Origin of the sequence: Ligilactobacillus sp. LYQ139 (assembly GCF_045033025.1) — a bacterium.
Classification (GTDB): Bacteria; Bacillota; Bacilli; order Lactobacillales; family Lactobacillaceae; genus Ligilactobacillus.
In genome coordinates this window covers 92,388-118,070 of record NZ_JBJFZW010000004.1, presented here as the reverse complement: position 1 = coordinate 118,070, position 25,683 = coordinate 92,388, and the positions used below count along the sequence as shown (strand labels likewise).

Genomic DNA, 25,683 nt, shown 5'->3' with positions numbered 1-25,683 from the left:
GGGGCTGTTCGGAAACGAACGGTCCCGTTGTTTTATCGGTTATAATGATGAGGAGTGAAGGGAGCGGGACGAATGGAAATAGTCGAAAGGGTTTTTGCTGGGGGGAGTCAACAGGATATCCCGGCAGTATTAGCTAACCGGGATCAGCGGGCGGCCCAGCAGCGCCAACTCGTGGAAACCTTTCCCGGCGCAACAGTGATTGCAGTTAAACTTAATATTCCTGGTCCGGTCAAGACAAGTCCGGTAATCCGGCGGTTCTTTCGGGAGGAGCTTACTTGTTTTGAAAAACAGTTAGCGGTAGCAGGGCGGTTAATTCTGCAGGTGGTAATAGAAGATAAGCGGCCAACGGGACCAGAACGATTTTACGTGGTTCGTTCAGCAGCTCAGGCAGTTAAGCACCTGACAGTTGCGTTTGAAACGGCAACCCCGGCCGCCCGGTTATTTGACATGGATGTTCTTGTCAAGGATAAGGGCGTCATTCGTCCAATCAGTCGGGAAGAAGTGGGGCTTTCTGCTCGCCGGTGCTTATTATGTGACCGTCTTGCTAAGGATTGCGGTCGGTCCCGGCGCCATTCGGTTTCTGCTCTTCAAGCGAAGGTGGCAGCGTTAGTCATGGCAGCTGTGAATGCAGCGAAAAGGGAACGGGTGGTGCAACGGTTGGCTACCTTGGCCGTTCGAGCGTTAATTAACGAGGCGGCAGCGTGGCCCAAACCGGGATTAGTTGATCCGGTTGAACATGGGGCACACCCAGATATGGATTATCCCCTCTTTGTACAAAGCGCGCTTGCATTGGAAGGATACTTTCGTCAGTGTGCGCGGATGGCGATTAATTATTCGGGAAAAGATTATCCGGCACTTTTTGATACGGTTCGGCAGTATGGGATTCAGGCCGAGCATACAATGATGCAAGCAACGGGGAACGTTAATACCCATAAGGGGGCCATATTTGCTCTGGGAATTCTGGTAACTGCAACGGCCAGTTGTTGGCAAACCGGGCAGGTGACTCTCAAAACGATTCAACACCGGGTGCAGGCGCTTCTCACTCACTTAACGGACGATTTTACCCGGATGAAGCGAGAAACTCCCCAGACAGCCGGGGAAGTGCAATATCATCTGACCGGACGGAAGGGTGCACGGGGCGAAGCGGAGGCTGGATTTCCCGTTATTTTTGAGGTTGGGTTACCAGTTTACAAACAAACCCAGGGAACCACAAACGACCGGATCATTACCGCTTTTTTAGCGCTTGCCCAGCATGTTCAGGATAGTACGTTATATAAACGGGCTGGGACAGATGCGATTGAACAGGAGAAACAACGGCAGGTGACCGCTATTATCGAGGCGGGAGGAATTGTAACGCCAGCGGGGCGTAAATTACTTGATGAAATGCAAGCAGAGTACAGTAACCGGCATCTTAGCCTCGGCGGTGTAGCGGATATGGTAAGCGGAACGCTGTTAATGGCAGAGATTGAGGAGGAATTTTGTGATGCAAGCACGAATGAATGATGGGGCGTTGCTTAGTTACAGCATGGTTGGTCACGGTCAACCAGTAATATTAATTCACGGGTTTGGTGGTTACCGGCAAATTTGGACCCGACAGGTGCCGTTTCTCGTTGCGCATGGTTACCAGGTAATTAGCTATGATCACCGGGGACACGGCGCATCAGCGCGGGAACCCCAACCAACGAGTATAAAACAATTAGTTGATGACTTAGTCACCCTAATTCATGTGTTACACGTGGAACAACCCGTATTGATTGGGCATTCAATGGGGGCCGCGGTGATTTATGGTCTATTTCATTATTATCCCGAAATTCCTGTTCGGGCAGCGGTTGCAATTGATCAATCGCCTAAGATGTTAAACGCACCGGACTGGGAGTACGGTTTTATGGATATTACCCGGGCTAATTACCGAACGAGACTTGCGGCATTTGGTCACGTTAAGGAGACTTTAAACGGGGTTGATGACCAGGTTTACCTGGCCCTTAAAGAGGCGAAGGCACAGTATCCGGTTGACCAAAAGATGCTGATGCCATTGATGTATGACCACGCGCGACGTGATTGGCGAGCGGCTTTGACAGCAACCACGGTTCCGACGTTACTGGTAACGGCCAACCAAAGTCCGTTCTTTAATGGCGTATTTGGCGACGTGATGGCGACTCAAAATCAGTTGATTACCCACCAACGAATTGATCAGACGGGGCATTGCGTGATGGCGGAGCAGCCAGCGGCATTTAACCGGTATGTTCAGAAATTCCTTGTCTGAATTAAAATTAGTTAAGGGAAAGTTCGTTTTTTGGTTAGTTTTTATCTTTTTTTAAAATATAAATTCGGAATAAATTGTTTATCGGTGCGTTTATTGATATAATCGTTGTGGCCGTGAGAAACATAACGATTTATTGAGGTGAAGTAAAATGACAGCGATTGTTGTTGTTGGAAGTCAGTGGGGCGACGAAGGTAAGGGTAAAATTACCGATTTTTTGAGTCGGCAAGCAGCAGTAATTGCCCGCTATCAGGGGGGCGATAATGCAGGTCATACAATTGTGGCGGCGGGAAAGACGCATAAGTTGCAACTCATTCCGTCAGGGATTTTATATTCTGATAAACAGTGTGTGATTGGTAACGGTGTTGTATTGAACCCGAAATCACTGGTAGCGGAGCTAACGGGTCTGCACCAGGCGGGAATTGATACAACAAATCTCCGTATTTCAAATCGGGCCCACGTCATTCTTCCATACCATATTCTTCTCGATAAATTACAGGAACGGGCTAAACAGGATGGTAAAATCGGGACGACCCAGAAGGGAATTGGCCCGGCGTACGTTGATAAGGCTGCCCGGGTAGGAATTCGGGTAGCTGACTTACTTGATGAGGAGACATTTGCGACAAAACTTAAGCAAAATTTGGCCGTAAAAAATGAGCTATTTACAAAGATTTATGACGTAGCGCCACTGTCATTTGATGACATTTTCACCGAGTATTATGGTTACGGGCAGCAAATTAAGAAGTTTGTTTGTGACACGGCGGTTGTGATTGATGATGCCTTGAATGCAGGACAAAACGTTTTGTTTGAGGGCGCTCAGGGAGTAATGCTTGACATTGACCATGGAACGTACCCGTTTGTCACGTCGTCGAATCCAATTGCCGGGGGTGCAGCAACCGGTAACGGTGTCGGTCCCGAACAGATCGGCGCGGTTTGCGGTGCTTGCAAGGCATATACTTCTCGTGTAGGTGCGGGCCCGTTCCCAACGGAATTAGCGGGCCAGACGGGCGATTATATTCGCGAACGAGGGCACGAGTACGGGACGGTTACTAAGCGGCCCCGGCGGGTTGGCTGGCTTGATACGGTTGTGTTACGGCATTCCAGGCGGGTATCCGGGCTAAGTGCAATGTGTTTGAACTGTCTAGACGTACTAACCGGACTTGACGAGGTAAAGGTTTGCACAGCGTATGAACTTGACGGTAACCGTATTGACCGGTATCCAGCCACCCTGAAGGAGATTGCAGCATGTCACCCGGTTTACGAAACTCTTCCGGGATGGCAAGAAGATATTACCGGCTGCCGGAGCTTAGCGGAATTACCGGTAAATGCCCAAAATTACGTAAAACGGGTTGCTGAGCTGGTAGGGGTACCCGTTGCAATGTTTTCGGTTGGCCCGGACAGGGAGCAGACAATTGTTTTGCAGAATTGCTGGGATATGACCCGGTAAAGAGTAGTTGAATGACTTTTTGCAAAACAGTAAAAGAAAACGATTCTATTAATGCTATATGTAGAATATAATGCGTAGATAAGTATATAATTATATAAAGTCTAGAAGAATTCTAGTAAGAAACGCACTCTCAGTTAGGTACAGGGATTATTTGGCTGGGGGTGCGTTAGTTCTTGCTAGTGGAAGGTTTCGCTTTGAAATGTTAACCGAAGAAGAGGGATTTTGAAATTTAATTTATTAAGTTTTCTTGGGAATTTTTTTAGAGTGAAGACGGACTGCCAAAGCACGCTTAATTCGCTGTCAAGTAAATTTTTAGAGTTAAAATTAAGGGGTGTTCAGTAGTAAGGGAACGCGTTAGAATAGGACACGTAGTTCCGAAACGGAAACATGTGTTCGGATAAATGGACGGATGGAGGGATTAACGTGGTAATCTCGGCACACACATCGGCGGCGGAGCTTGCGCGGCAAATTATGGACCAACAAGGGTGCAGTTACCAGGAAGCGCTGGAGGCATTGCTGGCAGTTGCACAGGGTAAATAGGTTCGAAGAGCGCGTGATGGAGAAGGTGTTTTCCATCACGTTCTTTTTATTTCTAGTAATAATTGCAGCTTTCTATAAAATTCCATATCATAAGGGGGAAGAATAGCTTCGTAAACTAGAAAGCTAATTCAAACTAAACGAGATAAAGGAATGAGATTAATTGGATATCCAGAAGCTAACACTTTTTGCAACGCTTGCGAAAACGAAAAGTTACCCGGAAACAGCCGCGCAGCTACAAATGAGCGTAACTGCGGTACGGGAACAAATTCGTGAGTTTGAGGATCAATTAGGCGCCCCCCTCTTTGAGCGGGAGGTTGAAGCAGTACGGTTAACGGGAAGCGGCCAGGCGCTTTACCCTGCCGTGCAGCGGTTCCTGGTTGATTACCAGCGGGTTGAAAAACAAATGCATCGATTAAGGAACCAGCGGGACCATGAACTCTACCTAATTACGATCCCTACCATGCTTAACTACGCTGCTTTTGACCGGGTGACCCACTTCCTTCGGGAGCACCCAGTTGTTAATGCCCGGTTCCGGGAAACAACGAAGCATATTTTTAACCCGCAAAATGTAACTGATCCGGGGGACATCATGTTTACCCGGATTTTTAAGAATTGTAGGGATAACAGGTTCGAGTATATTTCCGTGGATGATGACGAGTATGTTTTGGTTACTGCTAAGGATGGGCGGTGGGCTCACCGCCCGGATCTCACCCTAAAAGACGTTCAGGATGAACCGTTGTACACGTTAGATCAGGCAACGGGGCTATATGATGGAGCGTTGAAGGTGTGTGCCCAAAATGATGCCCAGCCACGGGAGTTACGGCCGCAGCACCGGGTTGACCTTATTTTGCAGGCAGTGCGGAACGGCGAAGGAGTTGGGTTATTAATGCGGAAATCCGTTGTCAACCGGCCGAACGCCAACGTTCAGGTGATTTCGGTTCCGCATAATATCGCTTTGGGGTTATATTTTATTCGGCCTACCGGAGAGCATACGGCTGCTGCGGACGATTTGTGGCGGTTTTTAAAGCAACAGTATCAGGAATAACTTGGTTGGAATAATTCTGAATTATCGAGCAAAACGCTTTAATCATTGACTTTTTGGCGGTATACTATCAATGAATTAAGTTTCTAATGGGGTGAGATAATGAACTACATCGATAAGGAAATTGATGATTTTAAAGTAACTGCATACCAGCAAGGTGAAACCATGGACGTTACGAAACAAGACGTCTTAGGAAAGTGGGCTATTTTCCTGTTTTATCCGGCGGATTTTTCGTTTATTTGTCCAACAGAGCTAGAAGCACTTCAGGATAAGTACGAGGAGTTTAAGCAGGCGGGGGCTGAAATCTACACGATTTCAGAGGACACTGAATTTGTTCACAAGGCGTGGGCAGATGCCTCGCCAGAAATTGGGAAGATTCAGTATAAAATGCTTGCTGACCCGGCTGGGAAACTGGCCCGGCAGTTTGATGTCCTTGACGAAGAGGCTGGGCAAGCATACCGGGGGGTCTTTATCATTGACCCTGACGGAAAGATCCAGTCATACACGGTAAATAACATGGCGATTGGCCGGAGCGTGGATGAAATTTTGCGGACGCTTCAGGCCGCACAGTTTGTTCGGAAGTACGGCGATCAGGTTTGCCCGGTAAATTGGCATCCGGGTGACAAGACCCTTAAGCCGGGAATGGACTTAGTAGGGAAGTTATAAACATTGTGTTAAAAAAACCGTGACGAAAGTTGCGGTTTTTTGTTGCCTTCGGGTAACTAGCCTTTTCCCTTATTTTGAGCAGTTTGCCGGAAAAACATCATCAATGTTAGAATTAAAGTACGAATGACGGGATTATTTCCGCGGAAATAGCCTGAGAAAGAGGGAAGTATGGATGGCAAAGGAAGATTTAACCCGGTTAACGGAGCTTGCTGATCAGGTAACTGAATTGCCGGCGTTTAAGCGGACGGAAACTGAGGGAGCATATAATAAGGTGGTTATTCCCCTTAAGAAAATTATCAAGGCAAACCAGGCAGAGGATTTATATGATCAGCTCAACATTGTTCCTGTAATGCAGGGAAAGCCGATCATGGACATGATGCGGGATGTTCCCCTTAAGGTCCGGGAAAAAGCAATGTGGGATTTTAGTAAGAAGATGGAGATGCACTATTTTACCAAGGAAGAAGACGGGTACTATTATTTCCATGATGATCATCTTCAACAGATCTTATTAAAGTTAATTGCTGCTTTACAGCAACGGCTCGGTTAGGAAAACAAGGTGGATCAAGAGGACAGGAAGCGAATAAATCACGAAACAAAGATCCAGAGGTGCGAACGTCCACTTAGCTCGCTTGTTTTGGAACCTAATTATGTGAAGATAATAAAGAGGTTGCGACTTGTGTCACAACCTCTTGTTATTCGATTAGGGTTCATTCGTAAATCCCACCCGCTCAACGTGGTGATCCTGGTAAACGAAAACGGCACCATAAATGGCGGGGTTGTTTTGCCCCCATCCTTTAGGAGCATGTCCGGCAAAAAATAACCGGGTTGATTCAATTTCACCGATAACAGAATCCCGGGTAAAAACGGTAACCCCCGCAACGGAGGTTTCTAGTGGGTGACCTGTCCGGGGATCAATAATATGGTGATAGGTGTGCCCATCCTTCTTGAGGTAGCGTTCATAAATGCCAGATGTAACTGCAGAACACGCGGCGTGGTGGACAGTGGCCACTACGCGCCCTCGGGCTTTGACGGGGTCTTGGACCCCAATTCGCCATAAGCCATCAGGATGAAGGGGACACGGGCCCATTGTTAAAAGATTGCCGCCAAGGTTAATCATGCCGGATTGGATTCCGCGGGAGCGCCAGAGGTCCCGGATACGGTCCGCAATGTAGCCCTTCGCAATTCCCCCGAGGTCAAGCTCCATCCCATGCTTAGTCAAGAAGACTGTAAGGTTGTCATCGTCAAGCAGAATGTTTTTAGGATCACATAGTGCTTGGTGCTTTTTGATTGCCGTTTCTGAGGGAACGTTGGCCCCTGAAAAACCAATCCGCCAGAGTTTGACGAGAGGTCCGATTGCGGCGTTAAAGCCGCAGTTTTCCCGGCTTACTGCCACGGCGAGTTTAGTAAGAGCGTACGTGCTGGCGCTAACCTGAACTGGATGGTCCCCCGCAGCGTGATTGACGCTCATGAGTTCGGAGTGGTCGCGGTTAACGGTTAACCGATCTTCATACCCCTGGATGAGGTGGTACGCATCATCTAGGTCGGCTTCGGCTGCCGTGCCAAAAGCGGTTAGCTCGATTTGGGTGCCAAGGGCAAAGTATTGTTTTTGAATTTGGCGGCGCCGGACACCTGGAATGGCCGGGGTGGTTGCCCGCCATGTATTTTCAGTGACTGTCATTTGCGTGTTCCCCCTATAAGTTCATGGTGTCATTATATCATTTCGCGGACTTAGAAAATTGACAGGTGGGGGAAACGGGGTATAATAAACGGCGTAAATATTAGACCGGTAAAGTAGTCAAAGTGCTTTATCCACAAGTTTTCGCAGGGGCGGAGTGTGGACGAAAGCACTTTTTTTATGGCAAGGAGGAATGAAGATGCCGTTAGCAAAGGCAACAGAATACGATACGATTGCAGCGATTGCCACGCCACCAGGTGAAGGAGCCATCTCGATCGTGCGGGTTAGTGGGGATGATGCCGTCGAATTAGTGACTAAGTTATTCCGGGGAAAGGACCTCCGGCAGGTGCCAACCCATACAATTAACTACGGTCACATTGTTGATCCAAAGACGCACGAGGAAATCGACGAGGTGTTGGTGTCAGTAATGCGAGCGCCCCGGACGTTTACCCGGGAAGACATCGTGGAAATTAATTGTCATGGCGGAATCGTTCCGACAAACCGAATTCTTCAGCTGGCATTGACAAACGGGGCGCGGCTGGCGGAACCGGGAGAGTTTACCAAACGTGCCTTCTTACACGGGCGGATTGACCTTTCGCAGGCGGAAGCCGTGATGGATATGATCACCGCAAAAACGGACCGGTCGCGGCAAGTAGCGCTCGGACAACTGGACGGTAACTTAGCCACGCGGATTCGAGCCCTTCGGCAGGAGATTCTGGATGTACTGGCTGAGGTTGAGGTTAATATTGATTATCCAGAATACGATGACGTTGAAACGGTCACAACGAAGCTCATGCATGACCACGCAATCAGTGTTCGGCAAAAAATTAAGGAATTGCTGGCAACTGCCCAGCAAGGAAAGGTTTTGCGGGATGGTCTTGCTACGGCAATTGTTGGGCGGCCAAATGTCGGGAAATCAAGTTTGCTGAATTACCTTTTACATGAGGATAAGGCGATTGTGACCGATGTTGCCGGAACCACCCGGGACGTGATTGAAGAATACGTCAACGTCCACGGAGTCCCGTTAAAGTTGATTGATACGGCTGGGATCCACGCAACGGATGATAAGGTTGAAAAAATTGGGGTTGAGCGGTCGAAGCAGGCAATTCAACGCGCCGATCTTGTAATTGTGGTGCTAAACGCAAGCGAACCCTTAACCACCGAAGATCGGGATTTACTGCAGTTTACGCAGGGAAAGAAGCGGATCATTCTGTTAAATAAGACGGATCTCCCCCAGCAAATCGAGCGCGATACCATCCAGCAATTAAGCGGTGATGATCCAGTAATGTCAATCTCCGTGTTACAAAATGATGGCTTAACGGCTTTGGAGGATAAAATTCAGGAACTTTTCTTCGGCGGAATTGAGAATTCCCAGACAACGGTGATGGTTACTAACGACCGGCACATCGCGTTGTTGAACCAGGCGGAACAGGCCCTTGATGACGTGTTAACGGGAATTGCGAATGGGATGCCAGTTGACTTGGTCCAGATTGACCTTACTCATTGTTGGGATCTGTTGGGAGAAATTACTGGTGATAGTTATACGGATGAGCTCTTGGATGAACTCTTTAGTAAGTTCTGTTTAGGAAAGTAACGGGGGAAAGAACATGAAGTTATATGATGGCGGAAACTATGATGTAATCGTAGTTGGTGCCGGTCACGCAGGATGTGAGGCGGCACTAGCGGCAGCGCGCATGGGAAACGAAACGTTGTTAATTACGATTAACCTTGAGATGGTTGCCTTTATGCCGTGTAACCCGTCGGTGGGGGGACCAGCGAAGGGAATTGTGGTTCGGGAACTTGACGCCCTAGGGGGCGAAATGGGCCGAAACATTGATAAGACCTACGTCCAAATGCGGATGTTGAATACCGGGAAGGGTCCAGCCGTCCAGGCACTCCGCGCCCAAGCAGATAAGCGGCAATACTCGATCGAGATGAAACATACCCTTGAGCGGCAGGAGCACCTGACGCTTCGCCAGGCAGTAGTGGACGACCTGATTGTTGAAGACGGAACGGTTAAGGGCGTTATTACGAATACCGGTGCTAAGTACGGCGCTAAGGCGGTTGTTTTAACAACGGGAACAGCGGCCCGCGGAAAGATTTTTATTGGCGAATTATCCTATTCATCAGGGCCAAATAACACGAAACCTGCTGAGAAGTTATCCGGCAACTTAGAGAAACTCGGTTTCAGCCTAAAACGGTTTAAGACGGGGACCCCGCCGCGGATTGACGGGAACACCATTGACTATGATGAGACGGAAGAACAACCGGGGGATGCAACGCCCAACCACTTTAGTTTTACAACGCCGGATGAAGACTACCTTCCTGTTTCCCAGCAGTTATCGTGTTGGTTAACGTACACTAACCCGGAAGTCCATCAGATTATTCGCGATAACTTTGATCGGGCCCCAATGTTTTCGGGGGTGATTAAGGGGGTCGGCCCGCGGTATTGCCCGTCAATCGAAGATAAATTGGTGCGGTTTGCCGATAAAACCCGACATCAACTTTTCTTAGAACCTGAAGGCCGCAACACGGATGAAGTGTACGTTCAAGGATTGTCCACCTCAATGCCCGAAGAGGTCCAGCAGGAGATGATCCACGGAATCCAAGGAATGCACCACGCCCAAATGATGCGTCCCGGTTACGCCATTGAGTATGACATTATTGAACCCTACCAGTTACGCCCAACCCTGGAAACAAAGTTAGTGAAGGGGTTATATACAGCCGGTCAGACAAACGGAACTTCCGGGTACGAAGAGGCTGCCGGTCAGGGAATGATTGCCGGAATTAATGCGGGACGGCACGCACTTGGGAAAAGCGAAGTTGTCCTTAAACGGAGTGAGGCATATATCGGTGTTATGATTGATGACCTGGTAACGAAGGGAACGAACGAACCGTACCGGTTGTTAACTTCCCGGGCGGAATACCGGCTACTTCTCCGCCACGATAATGCGGATTTACGCTTAACTGACCTTGGGTATGAACTTGGTTTAATTAACGAGGAACGGTACGCCCGGTTTAAACAGAAGCGGGCAACGATTGCTGCTGAAAAGGACCGGCTGCGCCGTCTGCGGATTAAACCGGGAAAGGAAGTTGATGAATTTTTGAAAGCCCACGGTGCTCATCCGTTGAAGGATGCCGTGTTAGCGGCTGATTTCCTTCGGCGGCCAGAGGTAACGTATCGGGACTTACTTCAATTCATTCCGGCACCTGAAACACCGTTAAAACGGCGGGAAATTGAACAAGTTGAAATCCAGTTCAAGTATGAAGGGTATATCAAAAAGGAAGAACGGAACGTTGAGAAGTTAAAGAAGATGGAAGCCAAGAAGATTCCGGACCGGATCAATTATGATGCGATTGAGGGACTAGCAACCGAAGCGCGGCAAAAGTTCGATAAGATTCGGCCCGAAACAATGGCTCAAGCCAGTCGAATTAGTGGGGTTAATCCAGCAGACCTGTCGATTTTAGCGGTGTACATCGAACAGGGAAAGATTGATAAGTTACCAGCAGAATAGTAAGGAATAAAGGTTGGGACAGCAGTCCTAGCCTTTTTACGTTCGCTGGATACAAATAACCGAACTGAGAAGGAATGCACCAGCCGTGAGTTTTGTAGCTTGCGTTATGGTTATTTTTAACTTTGGTATGCGTTTACTTATTAAGCCAAAATATTTCCCGGGAAATTACCTTAAATAAAAAATAAGCAAACTATATTACCGCCAGTGAATTAAAATGTGCTAAATTATAGGGTGAATTAATTGAACGGTCACGGTGAATTAAAATGAAGGTCATTAAAAATTTTCTGTACAATGCGGGCTATCAGCTTTTAGTATTAATTGTCCCGTTTGTTACGGCTCCCTACATTAGCCGGGTTTTACACGCCGGGGGGGTGGGAATTAATGCGTACACAAATTCAATTGTGCAGTACTTTGTGCTGTTAGCTGGATTAGGAATCGAGACGTACGGGAACCGGGAAATTGCGTATGTACGGGAAAACCCGAGAAAATTATCACAAGTTTTCTGGGAAATTCAAATTGTGAAGATTATTATGACGATGGTGTCGTTGATAATTTTCTTTCTTTTTGTTAGGACATACAATAAGTACGTTTACTTTTTAGCAATTCAAGCGATTAATATTGTCGGGGTTGCGTTTGATATTTCGTGGGCTTATATGGGGCTCGAGGATTTTAAGCGAACGGCTGTTAAGAATACGGTTGTTCGGTTACTGTCCGTTGTTTTGATTTTTACGCTGGTTCGAAATATCCATGATGTTGGATTATATATATTAATTGTTGCTGGCTCTAATCTGGCGGGTAATCTTACCCTGTGGCCGCATATGAGACGGATTCTTCGACCGGTTCGACTTCATGATCTTCGTCCTTTGCGGCACATCGGGCCAACAATCAGTTTATTTATTCCGACTATTGCAACCCAAATTTATGTTCAGTTAAATAAAACAATGCTTGGGGTAATGATTGGTGCAACTTATTCGGGGTATTACTATAACTCTGATCAAGTAATTAAAATGGTATTGTCGGTTGCAACGGCATTGGGAGTTGTAATGCTGCCCCACGTGGCAGCTGAGTTTGCGAAGGGGAACCAGGAGAAAATTAATGAACTCCTGTATAAGTCGTTTGATGCCATGAGTCTGCTGTGTACTGCGATGTTCTTTGGGGTGGCGGCGGTTAGCTTGCGCCTTGGGCCGTGGTTTTACGGGAAGGGATTTCAACCGGTTGGTCCTGCGATGGTGATTGAATCGGTTGTCCTTCTTGTAATCGGGTGGAGTAATGTCATTGGGACGCAATTCTTGGTTCCGACTAACCGGGTTCGGCCGTATACGGTGTCGATTATTGCAGGATCGTTATTTAATATTTGTGCAAATTTTTTCCTAATCAAGACCTGGGGGCTAAACGGGGCAATGGTTTCAACCGTGTTATCAGAAATCGTGGTAACAAGTTATCAGTTATGGTCGATTCGCCACATTGTTCGGTTCCAGGCAATGTTTAAAAACGTGTGGAAGTATTTGCTAGCTGGAGCTGGAATGTTTGTTCCAGTGTTCTACCTTAACTATACGTTAACACCTGGAATAATTCACTTTGCAATCGAGATCATCCTAGGCGCGGTAATTTATGTTGTCTTGGTCATTCTTTTACATCCAGCAATTGTGCGGGAAGCCGTTGCTTTGATAAAGCAACGGCGGGCCGATTGATTTGTTAATAACTAATAATTATGTGTCGAATGAGAAAATCATTCGGCTTTTTATTTAGGGAAGGTTAAAAAACGGATAACAATGTTGATTTTAAATTGACAAAAAAGCAGTGCTTCTTTCATAATGCCTTCAGGATATTTATTTGGAGGTTACCATGGAAAAGAAAAAGCATTTTAAGATGTATAAAAGTGGCAAGCAGTGGGTAATTGCGGGAATTACTACGGCAGTAGCGACGATTGGAACGGTTACTGTTGGTAATCACCGGGTAAAGGCGGATGCACCCGCAACGGCAACAACGCAATCAACAACAACGCCAGTGGCTCAATCTTCCCGGACAGTTGTTTTGCGGAACACACCGGCGACCGCAGCAAGTAGTTCTTCGGCAACGACCGGAGCAAGTGCTTCTACCCAACAGAAGGATGCGCAGTTAAGTTCAGCTTCATCCCAACCAGCAACAAAGGCGGCAAATGAACAAAGTCAAGAGAAGAATGATACTCCTCAGACGAATATCACGGCAACGCAAGAGGCTACCAATCAGCAAATTCTAGATAATGGAAAGAATACACTTCGGGAAAACCAGAATGCAAATATTTACAACATGACTTGCTTTTCAGCAGGCGTGGTTTCTAACCGGAGCTTAGGGGTTGACGTTTCAAGTTACCAGGGAACGGACATGTCTTCGTACGCACAGGCAGGAGCAACGTTCTCAATCGTTAAGGTTTCGCAAGGAACGGGATACGTAAATCCTAATGCTGCTGGCCAGATTAGTTCGTCAGAAGCAAACGGAATGATGACGCAGGGGTACCACTACGCAACGTTTGGGGGAAATTCTGGCGCGGCTGACGCTGAGGCGGCCCATGCCATTGCTGCCGCTCAGCAAGTAGGGTTACCTAAGGGGACGTACCTGGCATGTGACTACGAACAATACGCAAGTGGGGACGTTAATGCCAATACAAGTGCGGTTATTGAATTCATGCAACGAATTAAGGATGCTGGGTACATTCCACTTCTATATTCTGGGGCATATTACATGAAGACCAACCTTAATTTAAGCGCAATTACTGGCCGGTTTGGAAATTGTCTATGGATCGCATCATATCCAACGACGGCAGCAGTTGATGGTCCTGATTTTAATTATTTTCCAAGTACTGATGGGGTTATCATGTGGCAGTACACTGATAACTGGAAGGGAATGAACGTTGATTCTAGTGTAAACGTGCTGCCGATGCAGACGCAAAACACTGCGCAACATTCTCAGGGTTATGAGTGGATTTCCGGGCAGAATATTGAAGTTTATTATGATGCTCAGGGGAACATGGTTCATGGTGAACAATGTATTAACGGCCATTGGCAATACTTTGATCCGCAAACTGGCGCACAAGCTAAAAACCAGTATGTATGGTTAGACGATAAGAATGAGGAAGTCTACTATGATGGTATGGGCAACATGGTTTATGGTGAGCAGACCATTAATGGTCACCAGCAATACTTCGATCCGCAAACCGGCGCGCAAGCTAAGAACCAGTATGTATGGTTAGACGATAAGAATGAGGAAGTCTACTATGATGGTATGGGCAACATGGTTTATGGCGAGCAGACCATTAATGGCCATCGGCAGTACTTTGACCCGCAGACTGGCGCACAGGCGAAGAACCGTTATGTATGGCTGAGTGACAAGAATGAGGAAGTTTACTATGACGGCGTAGGTAACATGGTTTACGGCGAACAAACTATTGATGGTCAGCAGCAGTACTTTGATCTGCAGACTGGCGCGCAAGCCAAGAACCAGTACGTATGGCTGGGCGATAAGAACGAAGAAGTTTACTACGATGGGTTAGGGAACATGGTTCATGGTGAACAATACATTAATGGTCACTGGCAATACTTTGACCCGCAGACTGGCGCGCAAGCCAAGAACCGGTACGTATGGCTGAGCGATAAGAACGAAGAAGTCTACTACGATGGGCTAGGTAATATGGTTTACGGTGAACAGTACATCAACGGTCACTGGCAGTACTTTGATCCGCAGACTGGTGCGCAAGCTAAGAATAAATATGTCTATTTGGCGGATAAGAACAAAGCTGTTTACTATGATGGTTTAGGAAACCTTGTTTAGTAAGAAAAAATAATAAACGCCCGTAGCGGTAATTCTTATCCGCTACGGGCGTTTATTATTATCATCAGCCATTACTTCCGGCACTCCTTTTCCTTGGCGATCGTTGCTGCCTGGTTAATTGGTTCTTGCGGCAGAGCGCCTGCACACCGAACAAACGTATCCATTACTTCAGTAATTAATGTTATGGGAAAACAGCTCCTTCCTTGATTTCACCTGCATTTTATCAAGTGAATAACGGGGTTGTCTTGAAAACCTGATGATAATCAAGTAAGTTTTTGCTGCTCTTTTTAAGAATAGTATGGGTAAAATCCTTAAAAAGGACGGCGATTTTAAGAACCGTTCTTAGGAAAAGCATGGTATGGTAGGGAAGAAGCTGGGCGAACGGAGGAATAGGGATGAAAATGAGGTATCCTGATAAGCTAATTCAGCGGGTTAATGCAGAGCTAGCAGGACAGCAACTTGAAGGTTTAGTGACTGGGCGGGGGCCATGCCACCCGCAACTAATGGTTGTGGGAGAGGCTCCCGGAAGAACCGAAATTGAAACGCACGTTCCGTTTTGTGGGGCGGCAGGAAAAGAATTAACAAAATCATTAGCAACAATCGGCCTTAATCGGGATGACGTATACATTACAAGTGTGGTGCGGAGTCGACCGTATGCGATCAAGCACGTTCGGGACAAACGGAGTGGACAGGTCGTTGAAAAACGGCCTAACCGCCCCCCGACTAAGCGAGAAGTGCGAGCGTTTGCGCCGGTTTTTGACTGGGAAGTGGATCAGGTTGCCCCGCAGTTAATTGCAACTGTCGGGAATACTGCTCTTCAACGGTTACTGGGATCCCGTTATACCGTCGGAACGGTTCACGGTCAACTCTTTATGCAACCGTTGCAACGGGCAGCTAACCGGTTAACCGGAAAATACGAACGGGCAGCCTGCCCGACAGCGGTGATTCCTTTGTTTCATCCCGCAGCAGTGTTTTACAACCGTAAACTTCAGCCCCAAATTGAGGCAGACTGGCGGCGGGTTGCAAGGTACGTTGCGACCGGTAAATAACTAATCCCCGCGGATTTCTATCCAGCGGGGATTAGTTATTTATCATTAGAAGTCCTATTATTTACCTGGTTATTCTCTTTCTGCGTTCGGCGCAACCACCGAATAACCTGGACATCTACCGTCACAGCCGTAAAAAAAGCGGTGAGGGCCAAAAAGGTAATAAACATGGCGCCAAGGATGACCCCTTTTTTAGGGGTAAGCAGCGTGACGATAATGGTTGCCATTACGGAAAGAACCGCTAAAATCATGGTAAATCCTGTAATAAGAATTAGGTTGCGTTTTAAGTGTTTCATGGAAATATTCCCCCGGAAATAATCTAGTTTTATTGTACATTAATTTGTGATCGTGGGGAATGAGGAGTGGTTTGGTATAATGACAGGGAAGGGATTTTCCTGGCAATAATGAGTGTAGAAGAGAATAATGCAGTGCATTAGGAGGAGTTTACATGAACGCAACGGAACCAACATTAGACTGGTTAACGGATCCAACGGTGTTTGCGGTGAACCGGGTAGCGGCTCACGCGGATTTTGATTTTTACCAGAATCAGGAGGAGGCCGTCCACGATAAGTCGAGTTTAAAGCAAAGCCTTAACGGTGTATGGCGGGTTTCCTGGGTAAATGGTCCGGCACTCCGGGCAAAGGAATTTTATCAACCAGATTTTGATTGCAGTGGGTTTGATACTGTCCGCGTTCCAAGCAACCTTGAAATGGAAGGTTTTGGTAAGCCGCAGTACGTAAATACCCAGTACCCCTGGGATGGGAAGGAGAACCTGCGGCCCCCGTACGTTTCAATGGCGGATAATCCGGTTGCAAGTTACGTAAAAACCTTTCGGGTGGCTAATGGATTGAAGGGGAAACGGACGTTTATCTCCTTTCAAGGGGTGCAAACGGCCATGTACGTGTGGCTGAACGGTCACTTTGTAGGCTATAGCGAAGATTCGTTTACCCCTAGTGAGTTCGAAGTAACCCAATACCTTAAGGAAGGGGACAATAAACTTGCAGTAGAAGTATACAAATATTCCAGTGCTAGCTGGATTGAGGATCAGGATATGTGGCGGTTATCCGGAATTTTCCGGGATGTTTTCCTGTACGCGGTGCCGGATACGCATGTCATGGATCTTTTTGCTAAACCGGACCTCGATGAAACGTACACGAAAGGACGGTTAAACCTTGATTTGAAGCTGGGAGGTGCAACGGACGACGTTACTTTGCGCTTTTTACTGGTAAGCGACGACCGGCAGCCGGTTTGGCAATACGAATTGCCAGCCAAGGAACGAATTCAGATGATGGTTAAGCTCAAGCAAGTCAACCTGTGGAGTGCTGAGGATCCGCGGTTATACCGGTTGGTAATTGAGGTTGCTCGGGGCGAAGAGCAGCTTGAGGTGGTTACTACCCGGGTCGGTTTCCGGAAGTTTGAAATGAAAAACCACATTATGTGCCTGAATAATAAGCGGATTGTTTTTAAGGGAATTAACCGCCATGAATTTGATTACCGGCGGGGGCATGCCGTTACTAAGGAACAGATGGAAGCCGACGTTAAGTTTATGAAGCAGCATAACATTAACGCGGTTCGGACATCCCACTACCCGAATAACTCGTACTGGTACCAATTGTGTGACGAATACGGGTTATACGTGATTGACGAAACAAACCTGGAAAGCCACGGCTCTTGGCAAAAGCTCGGAAAGTGTGACCCAGAATGGAACGTTCCGGGTGATCAGGAAGAGTGGGCTGAAAACGTAATTGACCGCGCTAATTCGATGATGCAGCGTGATAAGAATCACCCGTCGATTTTGATTTGGTCGTGCGGAAACGAGTCATACGCTGGGACGGATATCCTTGGAATGACACAGTACTTCCACCATTACGATGATTCGCGGCTCGTTCATTATGAGGGGGTCTTCTGGAATCGGAGGTATGAGCAGATTTCTGACATGGAAAGTCGGATGTACGCTAAACCGGCAGAAATTAAGGAGTACCTGGAAAACCACCCGCAAAAACCGTACATTTCATGTGAATACATGCATTCAATGGGAAACTCAACCGGGGGGATGAAGCTCTATACCGACCTGGAAGATCAGTACGCCCAGTACCAAGGCGGGTTTATCTGGGATTTTGTTGACCAGGCAATCCTTCGGCAAAATGATCAGGGCGAGAAGGTTCTTGCATATGGTGGGGATTTTGACGACCGCCCGACTGATTATGAATTTTCTGGGGATGGGATTGTCTTTGCTGACCGGACGCCGTCACCCGAAGCGGCGGAGGTTAAGCAGCTTTATTCCAATATTAAGCTGACCGTTAACGAACAGGGCTTTACGGTAACAAACAAAAACCTCTTCAAGGATACGCAGGGATTAGTATTTGATGTGCGTGTTCTTCATGAGGGTGAAGAAATGTGGGCTAACCAGTATCTCCTTAATGTTCAGCCCGGAACAACGGGAGAATGCGCCGTTGATTGGCCGGAGCTCTATGAAGGCGGCGAGTACGTTTTCGAAGTGTCTGCACACTTGAACTACTACGCACAGTGGGCGGAAATTGGTCATGAGCTGGCCTTTGCGCAGATGACGGTTCAAAAGGAGCAACCGGCGAAGGTAATTTTTGGTGACCTTGAAGTAATTAACGGCGACGTGAACGTTGGTATTCGGGGCGAAAACTTCAGTGTGCTGTTATCAAAAGCAGAAGGCGGGATTTGTTCGTACCGGTACAACGGCCGGGAAATGATTGCGCGCACCCCGCAAACGACGTTCTGGCGGGCAATGACGGACAATGACCGCGGGGCTGGTCAGGGCTTTGAGCGGGGATTATGGTTACAAGCTGGAAAGTTCCAGAAATTAATTGACACGCAGGTTGTTGAAGCAGATCATGATGTAACCGTAACGTTTACGTTTCAGTTACCACTAGCGGACGAAGCCCTCAATACGGTTCAGTACCGGGTGACAGCGGACGGGGCGGTGCACGTAACGGCAACGTACCACGGTGCTCCGGGATTACCAAGCATTCCAGCATACGGGATGGACCTTAAGATGCATGCCCGTTACCATAATTACCGGTTCTACGGTTTAGGACCGGATGAAAACTACGTTGACCGGGACAATGGGGTTAAGTTGGGAATCTACTCCGGGACGGCCCGACAAAACCTTGCACCGTACCTTGTTCCACAAGAAACGGGGAATCACCGGGGTACCCGGTGGTTAGAGGTGACGGATGATCAGGGACTTGGACTTCGGATTGAGAATGAAGGCGCGACCCTAGAAAGTGCCGTTCTCCCGTACAGTGAATACGAACTAGAAAACGCCCTTCACCAAGAAGAACTGGGAACCCCGCACTTCACGTGGGTCCGGTTGCTTGCGGCTCAGATGGGTGTTGGCGGTGACGACTCGTGGGGCGCACCAGTACATGATGAGTTCTTGTTGCCAGCGGATAAGGAATATGTGGTGAAGTTTAGTTTGCAGGGAGTGGAAAATATTTAAGTGTATGAATTATCAGGAGGAAGTTTTGTGAAATTTGATACGCGTAAACACGAATATTGGATTGTAGGTATAGTAGTTGTGTTGTCCGCTATATTCTACGTTACATTAGGCGGACACTACCTAGTTAGTTATCAAAATTCTGATATTATTATCCATTTAGATCGAGTCTTGGGACTTGGTGGTGTGTGGTTTCATCCTGTTAATTTTAAGACTTTTGCTCAAATAGGAGATGGAATAAATTATTTTTATCCGTGGCTGACATTATATCCAGCTTATATACTAGTCCGGTTAACACACTCCCTGGTAATTGGGATGGGGATATTTATTATCTGGATAAACATCCTGACTGGATTAATTGCGTATTATTCTAGTAAGTCAATATTCTATGATAAATTAGTGGCATTAACATTTTCGATACTATATATTTTTACGACATACCGTTCTCTCGATCTATACCGGCGTTTTGACATTGGTGAATTTATTGCGATGGCGTTTATCCCTTTGATGATAAGCGCATTATATCAAATTATAGTATGTGATAAACAGCGGTGGATGATGCTCGCTATTGCAATGGCTTTAATTTTGTACTCCCACCTTTTATCCTTAGTGCTTTGTGGAGTTGCTGGAGCGCTGGAGGTTATTGCCTTGTATTCGTTTTCTAAAAATAAATGGGGAAGTGTAAAACAACTCATTAAAGCAGTTATTTTATGGTTCCTTTTGGGACTTGGCTTTCTTATTCCATGTATTCAGCAAAAACAGCTGGGAGTGGCAATGCCATTTAAGGCTTGGCTACCAAATATGGCGTTGCCAGTTAAGCAGATGATTGTTAACGGTCTTAGTAATTCGTTAGGGAATAACAGGGATATTATTGTTAGTCTAGGCGTTTTATGTACGTTAATTTGTGTAACGGGACTATTTTTGCAAAAAAAATCACGGGTAGAATGGCGATTCTTGATAGTAGGGATTGTGCTGGCATTAATGATGACTAAGTTATTTCCTTGGAAATTATTTGGTCATTTACCTGATTTTATTCAATTCCCGTGGCGATTTGGTGAAGTGGCGGTTATTTTCTTGCTTTTGTTCGGTGTAAGTTGGCTTCTGAGAAGAAAGCATTCATATGCGATTGCAGGGGGATTAATTATTGCAAGCCTGTGTTCATTTGTAATCCGAACACAGCGACTTAATGCTTATGCAAATTCATCAATAATAGTAACGAGTAGTCAAAATTTATGTAATCCACCGAAGTTATTCTTACCTGTTGATTACCAACTACAAAAGGCAGTGTTGAACGAAACGGGAATTGTCCAACATAACTTTATGGACGGGAAAGATAATACTCAACCAGAAATAGAGATTACTCCTAGTCAGGTTATGGTTGTTCCCAAATTTACTACGTCTGAATTAGATACGCCCTTTGAAGCGTATAAAGGTGTATTTGCGAAGGAACCGTCCGGAAAGGTTTTATCGAGTGGGGTGTCTTTCCGTGACACGCTTTTGATTAAACATGTCAAGCGGGGAGGGCATATTGTGGTAACGAGCCGTTATACTTTAGCAGCGCGAATTGCACAATGGATCTCTTTGATAACGTTAATTGGTTGTTTGTGGTTTTGGGTTAAGAACAGACGAAGAATGTTATATTAGAGTCATGATTTGTACAGAGAGGATATAATTATTCATGAACCAATGGGTCAAAAAGCACACTAATCAAATAGCCGCATTTATTTTGCCAGTGTTAATAATGTTGGCTCTTTTTGCAGTTTGTCATGCATACCCGTTTGGCCGCCGGTTATACGATAATGGTGATATGGTCAACCAGTATATTGCAATCATGGCCTATTTCCGGCAGAACTGGGGTAATTGGCACGCTTTGATTTATTCTCATAGTTTAGGTCTTGGCGGTAACTTTTTCACTGTTTGGGCGTATTATTTGGCATCGCCACTTAATTTATTGGCGTTGTTGTTCCCCGTTCGGTTAATCCCAGTATTTTATGAATTAAACATTCTCTTGGTTGCTGGATTAACGGGGTTATTTACTAATGTGTACTTGGTACGTTCTAAGTGGTTAAACAGATGCAACGTGTCTTCTAAGTTAGTTGCAGTCCGTTTAATTTTAAGTACTGGTCTTGCATTATCAACTTATTTTGTTACCAATGCCGCTTGCATTATGTGGTTTGATGTAATCATGCTTTTACCATTGCTAATGTTAGCGCTGGAGCGATTATTAGAAGACGAGAAGCCAGGATGGTTTGGAATCCTCTATGGAGCGTGCTTACTTGCTAATTATTATACGGGTTACATCATTTCGGTTTTTCTCGTTTTCGTGGTGATAAGTTGGCTAGCATATCAATTGTGGATTAAGCGGGCAACCATTAAATACGTTATTAAGCGGCTAGTAATCTTACTAATTGCTGGTAGTGCTGGACTGCTGATTGGGTGTTTCACACTCCTTCCTAGTATGCATGCGCAAAAATTAGTTAGTGCCGCTCCGTTTACTATTACTAATGAAACGTTATCACCATTAGTGCAATTGCCATTAGGGTTATTTAATGGTGCGATTAGTGCTGCTCAAACTGGAATTTATAATAAAATCCCGATGCTTTTTACAACCACCCTTACGGTAATTCTTGTTGTTACTTTTTTCTTAATGCGCCGAATCAATTGGCGTGAGAAGGTAATTTGTGGAGTTGGATTACTTATTTTTGCGCTTAGCGTCCATTTTCAAACGACCTATATGATATGGCATGCATTTACGATGCCAAATGGTTATGATCATCGAGAATCTTTTGTCTTGGTATTTGCGCTTACTGCTTTAGCGTACTACACTGCCCAGTATTACTTAGCTAAGCCAACGCAGGTAGTTTACTGGAGTATCGCTATTTTAATTAGCATAATGGGAATTCTTCGGTTTGCGACACACGGTGCGTTTATACAGTTACATACAGTATGCATAAACATCATCTTGATGGTAATTTTTGCAGTTTTTCTCAGATATTCTTTCTGTTGGAATAGCATTGCGTTAGTTGGCCTTGCTTGTGTAGACCTTCTAAGTGCCAACTATGTCGCTGCATCGCAAACCGTTGCTGGGGGACTGAACTGGCCATCTTATAGTATGCAAGAACAGAAAATGGGGCGGGTTATTAATGTCATTCGCCCATCAAAAGGAAGTTTTTACCGGATTGGCACTAACGCACGGATTAATAATAATGATCCGTTACAGTTTAATTATTACGGGTTATCTGATTATACTTCCCAGCAACCAACGTTTGAAACGGACTTTCTCTCGTCGGTTGGTTATTATCAGAAATATTCATGGACACGGTGGAGCAACTTTAATAATGGCGCAACTAGGGCGATGAACGACCTGCTTGGGGTAAAGTATTACGTTCATTATGCCGCGAAAAGCTTGCGGTTAACTGGTGCTAAGCGTCAACCGGCATACTATCGCAATGAAGTTTATCATAGCGGTGGTAATCAGGTCTATCGTAGTAATACTGTTTTTCCGCTTGCTTTTAAGGTGTCGAATAAGACCACGAGCGCCCCAGAACCGTATAACATCGACAATAATCCGTTTTTCTTCCAAAATAATATTTGGAATAAGATTGCAGGACGTCAAGTGAATATGTATTCTGAGCAGCGTGTGGGTCGCAAAATTAATAACAGTAATCATACCATTACCTATTATGTAGTTGCTACCCATACTGGTCAGGCATACCTTTACATTCCCGTCCAGAATGATCCCGGAGTTGTTCGGGTTAGTTGTAATGGACGAATCCTTACGGCTAATTTATATCAGATACAAGATGACGAGAATGGAATTATCAGTCTTGGTTATTTTAGATCAGGGAATGTTATTAATGTTAAGCTCAGGATTAAACACCTACATGATAATATCTGGGCAGAATACCGTCAGTTACTGCCGGATGTTGCTGTTGAAAATGAAACAGCATTTCAACAATTACGTAATCAATGTACGGGACAAATTAATAGTATCCGGGTAGACGGATCACGGATTAGTTTCAAAACTACCGGTAAATGGAAGAACAGTATGGTAATGCTAACAATCCCGTTTGACAGTGGCTGGCATATAAAGGTTGATGGTCATGCTGTTAAACCGCAGAAATTACTCGGGACGTTTGTGGGAGTTCCGGTTTCATCTGGAAGGCATGATGTTCGACTTATCTACCAAGTGCCAAAGGTTTATAGCGGGATTTTAGGATTAATCAGCGGGATTATTATTCTTGGAGTTGAATGTGGGGTTCTTAAGAAAAGAAAAGGCTAGTTTTGAAGGCCATTATTGGGTATCATCAGTAAGAGATAATGGCAGAGCAAGGAGTGATTTTGGTTGAATGTAAATGAGGGTAATAAAAACAATGTTTTTAAGGATATATTAGTCGTATTATTTTTGGGGATTGTAACCATACTATCAATGTTTACGTTTCTTTCCTTACTAAGATTGAGTATCCAATCGGACGGATTTTTCCATTTTTCTAGGGCGGAAGAAATCTACCGTAATTTACGGAGCGGGGTTCCGTTTACTTTCATTGCAACGCATACTTTCCAACAAACGGGGGTTGGGAATTTCCTGTTCTATCCCGATATATTTCTATATCCATGGGCATTATTACGTTTTATTCTTCGCCCGGTTACGGCTTATTATGTTTGGGATAGTTTATTTGTGTTCGCTACATTTGTAATTGGTTATTTTTGCATGAAGGATTATTCTAAAGACCGGTTACGAAGTGTGTTTTTTGCTATTATTTATGGCTTGGGAACATACCATGTTTACTTAGGACAGTGTAATTTTGTTCTAGGTGAGTTTATTGCATATACCTTCCTTCCGATAGTTGCCCTTGGAATTTATCATATTGTATTTGCGAATGAAAAGAAGTGGCCGTTATTAGCATTGGGAATGACATTACTAACGTATAGCCATATTTTAAGTGTGTACATTATGTGTCTCTTTTGTGCAGGGCTATGCTTATGTACGTTGCTTTCACGGTTATGGATTAATCGACGGCGATTATTAGCACTATTAAAGGCCATTGGTCTGTACTTTTTGCTTAGTGCATGGTTTTTTATTCCGCTTATAACTGATTATATTGGTCAGGAGATTGTTAGTCCTGGAGCGGGCTTTATGCTTTTGAGTTCACCGCAACAAATGATTGCTAATTCGTTTAATCCAACGAGTGCACTTTCATCGCATAGTATAGGGATATTGTTGATGATAACCGCTTTTGTAGGGTGGTTTTTTGTTAAGAAAAATACTCAGGAATTAGTTACATATATTATTGGAGTATGTTTGTTGTTGATGACTACAAATTTTATTCCGTACGCTCAAATTCAAAATATTAAGTGGCTTGCTAATATTTTGGGGGTTATCCAATTCCCGTATAGGTTACTGAGTATAGCAACATTGTTTATGGCAATAACAGCGTCATTCATCATGGTTAGTTTTGTTCGAAAGGGCTATCGCAATTCTAGCCGGGTAGGATTAATAGTTTTTTGTTTAGGAATAATAATGACATGCTATTATTCTGAACAGACACCTCTTGTAAGCCAACTGACAAGTCCTGCTCGCCAATATTTGAAATATCCTAAAAGTGGGACACCAACGTCCTATCAAGCCTTAATGAAAGAGGCTCCCGGAAAAATCGTTAACAATGATAATTATAACGATATTTTTGATTATGAGGTACTGTTTGGACAAACCGATTATTATCGAGAAACGGCATTTTCTGTCCATCCTAAATGGGGATCCTTTGCTCCAAAGGCGTTTTCGATCCAGCAACATGTTATGTATGTTAATGGACACGCTGAGCATGGTAGACCACACGTCGCTCCGAATAAAATTTCTTATGAGGTGTTTATTAGTAAGAAGCGAGCAAAAGTCGATTTGCCGGTAGTCGCCTATCATAATACTGTCGTTTATGACAATGGACGACGTATAGCCGCTAAGATCAGTTCACGTGGAACTGTCCTGGTTCGAGTAGGCCATGGTAAACATTATTTAACAGTAGGGTATAAGCCTAACAAAGTGTACTACGTATTGTTAGGGATTGCGTTACTAACCTGGGTAATATTAATTCTTTTGTTTACGGGCATTCTTCATAGAAAAAAATAACTATATTGAATTAGCAGTGATATGTCTAATTATTAATCAAGCGTTTAATAATATAGATGTTTGATTAACTGGTATTGAACGGGGTGTTTCCA

The 25,683-nt window shown here is 45.4% G+C and carries 17 protein-coding genes; 15 read left to right on the top strand and 2 right to left on the bottom strand.

Going from position 1 to position 25,683, the window contains the following annotated elements; translation table 11 throughout:
* The first annotated feature begins 72 nt into the window (after positions 1–72).
* The 6 genes from citX (at position 73) to ACI3E1_RS04960 (ending at position 6,502) form a co-directional block, all read left to right on the top strand.
* Positions 73–1,503, top strand: a complete 1,431-nt coding sequence (gene citX / locus ACI3E1_RS04985; protein WP_405024555.1) for a citrate lyase holo-[acyl-carrier protein] synthase — start codon at positions 73–75, stop codon at positions 1,501–1,503.
* Positions 1,484–2,263, top strand: coding sequence for an alpha/beta fold hydrolase (locus tag ACI3E1_RS04980; protein WP_405024612.1), 780 nt, complete (start codon positions 1,484–1,486; stop codon positions 2,261–2,263). The genes citX and ACI3E1_RS04980 overlap by 20 nt, the downstream gene beginning before the upstream one ends.
* A 148-nt stretch (positions 2,264–2,411) precedes the next feature.
* Positions 2,412–3,707: an adenylosuccinate synthase gene (locus ACI3E1_RS04975; protein WP_405024554.1), complete on the top strand. Its 1,296-nt coding sequence runs from the start codon at positions 2,412–2,414 to the stop codon at positions 3,705–3,707.
* 700 nt (positions 3,708–4,407) lie between these two features.
* Positions 4,408–5,292, top strand: a complete 885-nt coding sequence (locus ACI3E1_RS04970) for a LysR family transcriptional regulator (RefSeq protein WP_405024553.1) — start codon at positions 4,408–4,410, stop codon at positions 5,290–5,292.
* A gap of 99 nt (positions 5,293–5,391) precedes the next feature.
* Entirely contained in the window at positions 5,392–5,955 is a 564-nt protein-coding gene (locus ACI3E1_RS04965; protein WP_405024552.1) for a redoxin domain-containing protein, read from the top strand.
* A 172-nt stretch (positions 5,956–6,127) separates the two neighbouring features.
* Positions 6,128–6,502, top strand: coding sequence for a hypothetical protein (locus ACI3E1_RS04960; protein WP_405024551.1), 375 nt, complete (start codon positions 6,128–6,130; stop codon positions 6,500–6,502).
* Between the two features lie 153 nt (positions 6,503–6,655).
* Here the strand turns inward: ACI3E1_RS04960 and ACI3E1_RS04955 are convergent, their stop codons facing one another.
* Positions 6,656–7,633, bottom strand: a complete 978-nt coding sequence (locus ACI3E1_RS04955) for an FAD:protein FMN transferase (protein WP_405024550.1) — start codon at positions 7,631–7,633, stop codon at positions 6,656–6,658.
* A 196-nt stretch (positions 7,634–7,829) separates the two neighbouring features.
* Between ACI3E1_RS04955 and mnmE the strand changes: the two genes are divergently transcribed.
* The 5 genes from mnmE to ACI3E1_RS04930 all read left to right on the top strand — a co-directional run bounded on the left by mnmE (position 7,830) and on the right by ACI3E1_RS04930 (position 16,001).
* Complete coding sequence (gene mnmE / locus ACI3E1_RS04950) at positions 7,830–9,224, top strand: tRNA uridine-5-carboxymethylaminomethyl(34) synthesis GTPase MnmE (RefSeq protein ID WP_405024549.1); 1,395 nt, start codon at positions 7,830–7,832, stop codon at positions 9,222–9,224.
* A 13-nt stretch (positions 9,225–9,237) separates the two neighbouring features.
* The gene (gene mnmG, locus ACI3E1_RS04945) at positions 9,238–11,145 is read left to right on the top strand and encodes a tRNA uridine-5-carboxymethylaminomethyl(34) synthesis enzyme MnmG (RefSeq protein WP_405024548.1); all 1,908 of its coding nucleotides are present in this window, start codon (positions 9,238–9,240) and stop codon (positions 11,143–11,145) included.
* Between the two features lie 263 nt (positions 11,146–11,408).
* Complete coding sequence (locus ACI3E1_RS04940) at positions 11,409–12,836, top strand: flippase (protein ID WP_405024547.1); 1,428 nt, start codon at positions 11,409–11,411, stop codon at positions 12,834–12,836.
* Between the two features lie 154 nt (positions 12,837–12,990).
* On the top strand, positions 12,991–14,952 hold the full coding sequence (locus ACI3E1_RS04935; RefSeq protein ID WP_405024546.1) for a GH25 family lysozyme: 1,962 nt from the start codon (positions 12,991–12,993) through the stop codon (positions 14,950–14,952).
* Positions 14,953–15,353: 401 nt separating this feature from the next.
* Positions 15,354–16,001 carry a uracil-DNA glycosylase gene (locus ACI3E1_RS04930; RefSeq protein WP_405024611.1) on the top strand — a complete coding sequence of 216 codons (648 nt, stop codon included), beginning with the start codon at positions 15,354–15,356 and terminating at the stop codon, positions 15,999–16,001.
* Between the two features lie 35 nt (positions 16,002–16,036).
* On the opposite strand, the gene ACI3E1_RS04925 is transcribed toward ACI3E1_RS04930, so the two are convergent.
* The gene (locus tag ACI3E1_RS04925; protein WP_405024545.1) at positions 16,037–16,294 is read right to left on the bottom strand and encodes a hypothetical protein; all 258 of its coding nucleotides are present in this window, start codon (positions 16,292–16,294) and stop codon (positions 16,037–16,039) included.
* A 152-nt stretch (positions 16,295–16,446) separates the two neighbouring features.
* Here ACI3E1_RS04925 and ACI3E1_RS04920 point away from each other — a divergent pair, with 152 nt between their 5' ends.
* The 4 genes from ACI3E1_RS04920 (at position 16,447) to ACI3E1_RS04905 (ending at position 25,591) form a co-directional block, all read left to right on the top strand.
* Positions 16,447–19,470, top strand: coding sequence for a glycoside hydrolase family 2 TIM barrel-domain containing protein (locus ACI3E1_RS04920; protein ID WP_405024544.1), 3,024 nt, complete (start codon positions 16,447–16,449; stop codon positions 19,468–19,470).
* Between the two features lie 27 nt (positions 19,471–19,497).
* Positions 19,498–21,111 carry a hypothetical protein gene (locus ACI3E1_RS04915; RefSeq protein ID WP_405024543.1) on the top strand — a complete coding sequence of 538 codons (1,614 nt, stop codon included), beginning with the start codon at positions 19,498–19,500 and terminating at the stop codon, positions 21,109–21,111.
* A gap of 34 nt (positions 21,112–21,145) precedes the next feature.
* Positions 21,146–23,749 carry a YfhO family protein gene (locus ACI3E1_RS04910; protein ID WP_405024542.1) on the top strand — a complete coding sequence of 868 codons (2,604 nt, stop codon included), beginning with the start codon at positions 21,146–21,148 and terminating at the stop codon, positions 23,747–23,749.
* A 63-nt stretch (positions 23,750–23,812) separates the two neighbouring features.
* Complete coding sequence (locus ACI3E1_RS04905; protein WP_405024541.1) at positions 23,813–25,591, top strand: hypothetical protein; 1,779 nt, start codon at positions 23,813–23,815, stop codon at positions 25,589–25,591.
* The last annotated feature ends 92 nt before the right edge of the window (positions 25,592–25,683 follow it).

Bases quoted from the DNA above. Each gene is read 5' to 3' on its own strand.
- citX (WP_405024555.1), top strand. From the start codon at position 73: ATGGAAATAGTCGAAAGGGTTTTTGCTGGGGGGAGTCAACAGGATATC.
- ACI3E1_RS04980 (WP_405024612.1), top strand. From the start codon at position 1,484: ATGCAAGCACGAATGAATGATGGGGCGTTGCTTAGTTACAGCATGGTT.
- ACI3E1_RS04975 (WP_405024554.1), top strand. From the start codon at position 2,412: ATGACAGCGATTGTTGTTGTTGGAAGTCAGTGGGGCGACGAAGGTAAG.
- ACI3E1_RS04965 (WP_405024552.1), top strand. From the start codon at position 5,392: ATGAACTACATCGATAAGGAAATTGATGATTTTAAAGTAACTGCATAC.
- ACI3E1_RS04960 (WP_405024551.1), top strand. From the start codon at position 6,128: ATGGCAAAGGAAGATTTAACCCGGTTAACGGAGCTTGCTGATCAGGTA.
- ACI3E1_RS04955 (WP_405024550.1), bottom strand. From the start codon at position 7,633: ATGACAGTCACTGAAAATACATGGCGGGCAACCACCCCGGCCATTCCA.
- mnmE (WP_405024549.1), top strand. From the start codon at position 7,830: ATGCCGTTAGCAAAGGCAACAGAATACGATACGATTGCAGCGATTGCC.
- mnmG (WP_405024548.1), top strand. From the start codon at position 9,238: ATGAAGTTATATGATGGCGGAAACTATGATGTAATCGTAGTTGGTGCC.
- ACI3E1_RS04940 (WP_405024547.1), top strand. From the start codon at position 11,409: ATGAAGGTCATTAAAAATTTTCTGTACAATGCGGGCTATCAGCTTTTA.
- ACI3E1_RS04935 (WP_405024546.1), top strand. From the start codon at position 12,991: ATGGAAAAGAAAAAGCATTTTAAGATGTATAAAAGTGGCAAGCAGTGG.
- ACI3E1_RS04930 (WP_405024611.1), top strand. From the start codon at position 15,354: ATGAGGTATCCTGATAAGCTAATTCAGCGGGTTAATGCAGAGCTAGCA.
- ACI3E1_RS04925 (WP_405024545.1), bottom strand. From the start codon at position 16,294: ATGAAACACTTAAAACGCAACCTAATTCTTATTACAGGATTTACCATG.
- ACI3E1_RS04920 (WP_405024544.1), top strand. From the start codon at position 16,447: ATGAACGCAACGGAACCAACATTAGACTGGTTAACGGATCCAACGGTG.
- ACI3E1_RS04910 (WP_405024542.1), top strand. From the start codon at position 21,146: ATGAACCAATGGGTCAAAAAGCACACTAATCAAATAGCCGCATTTATT.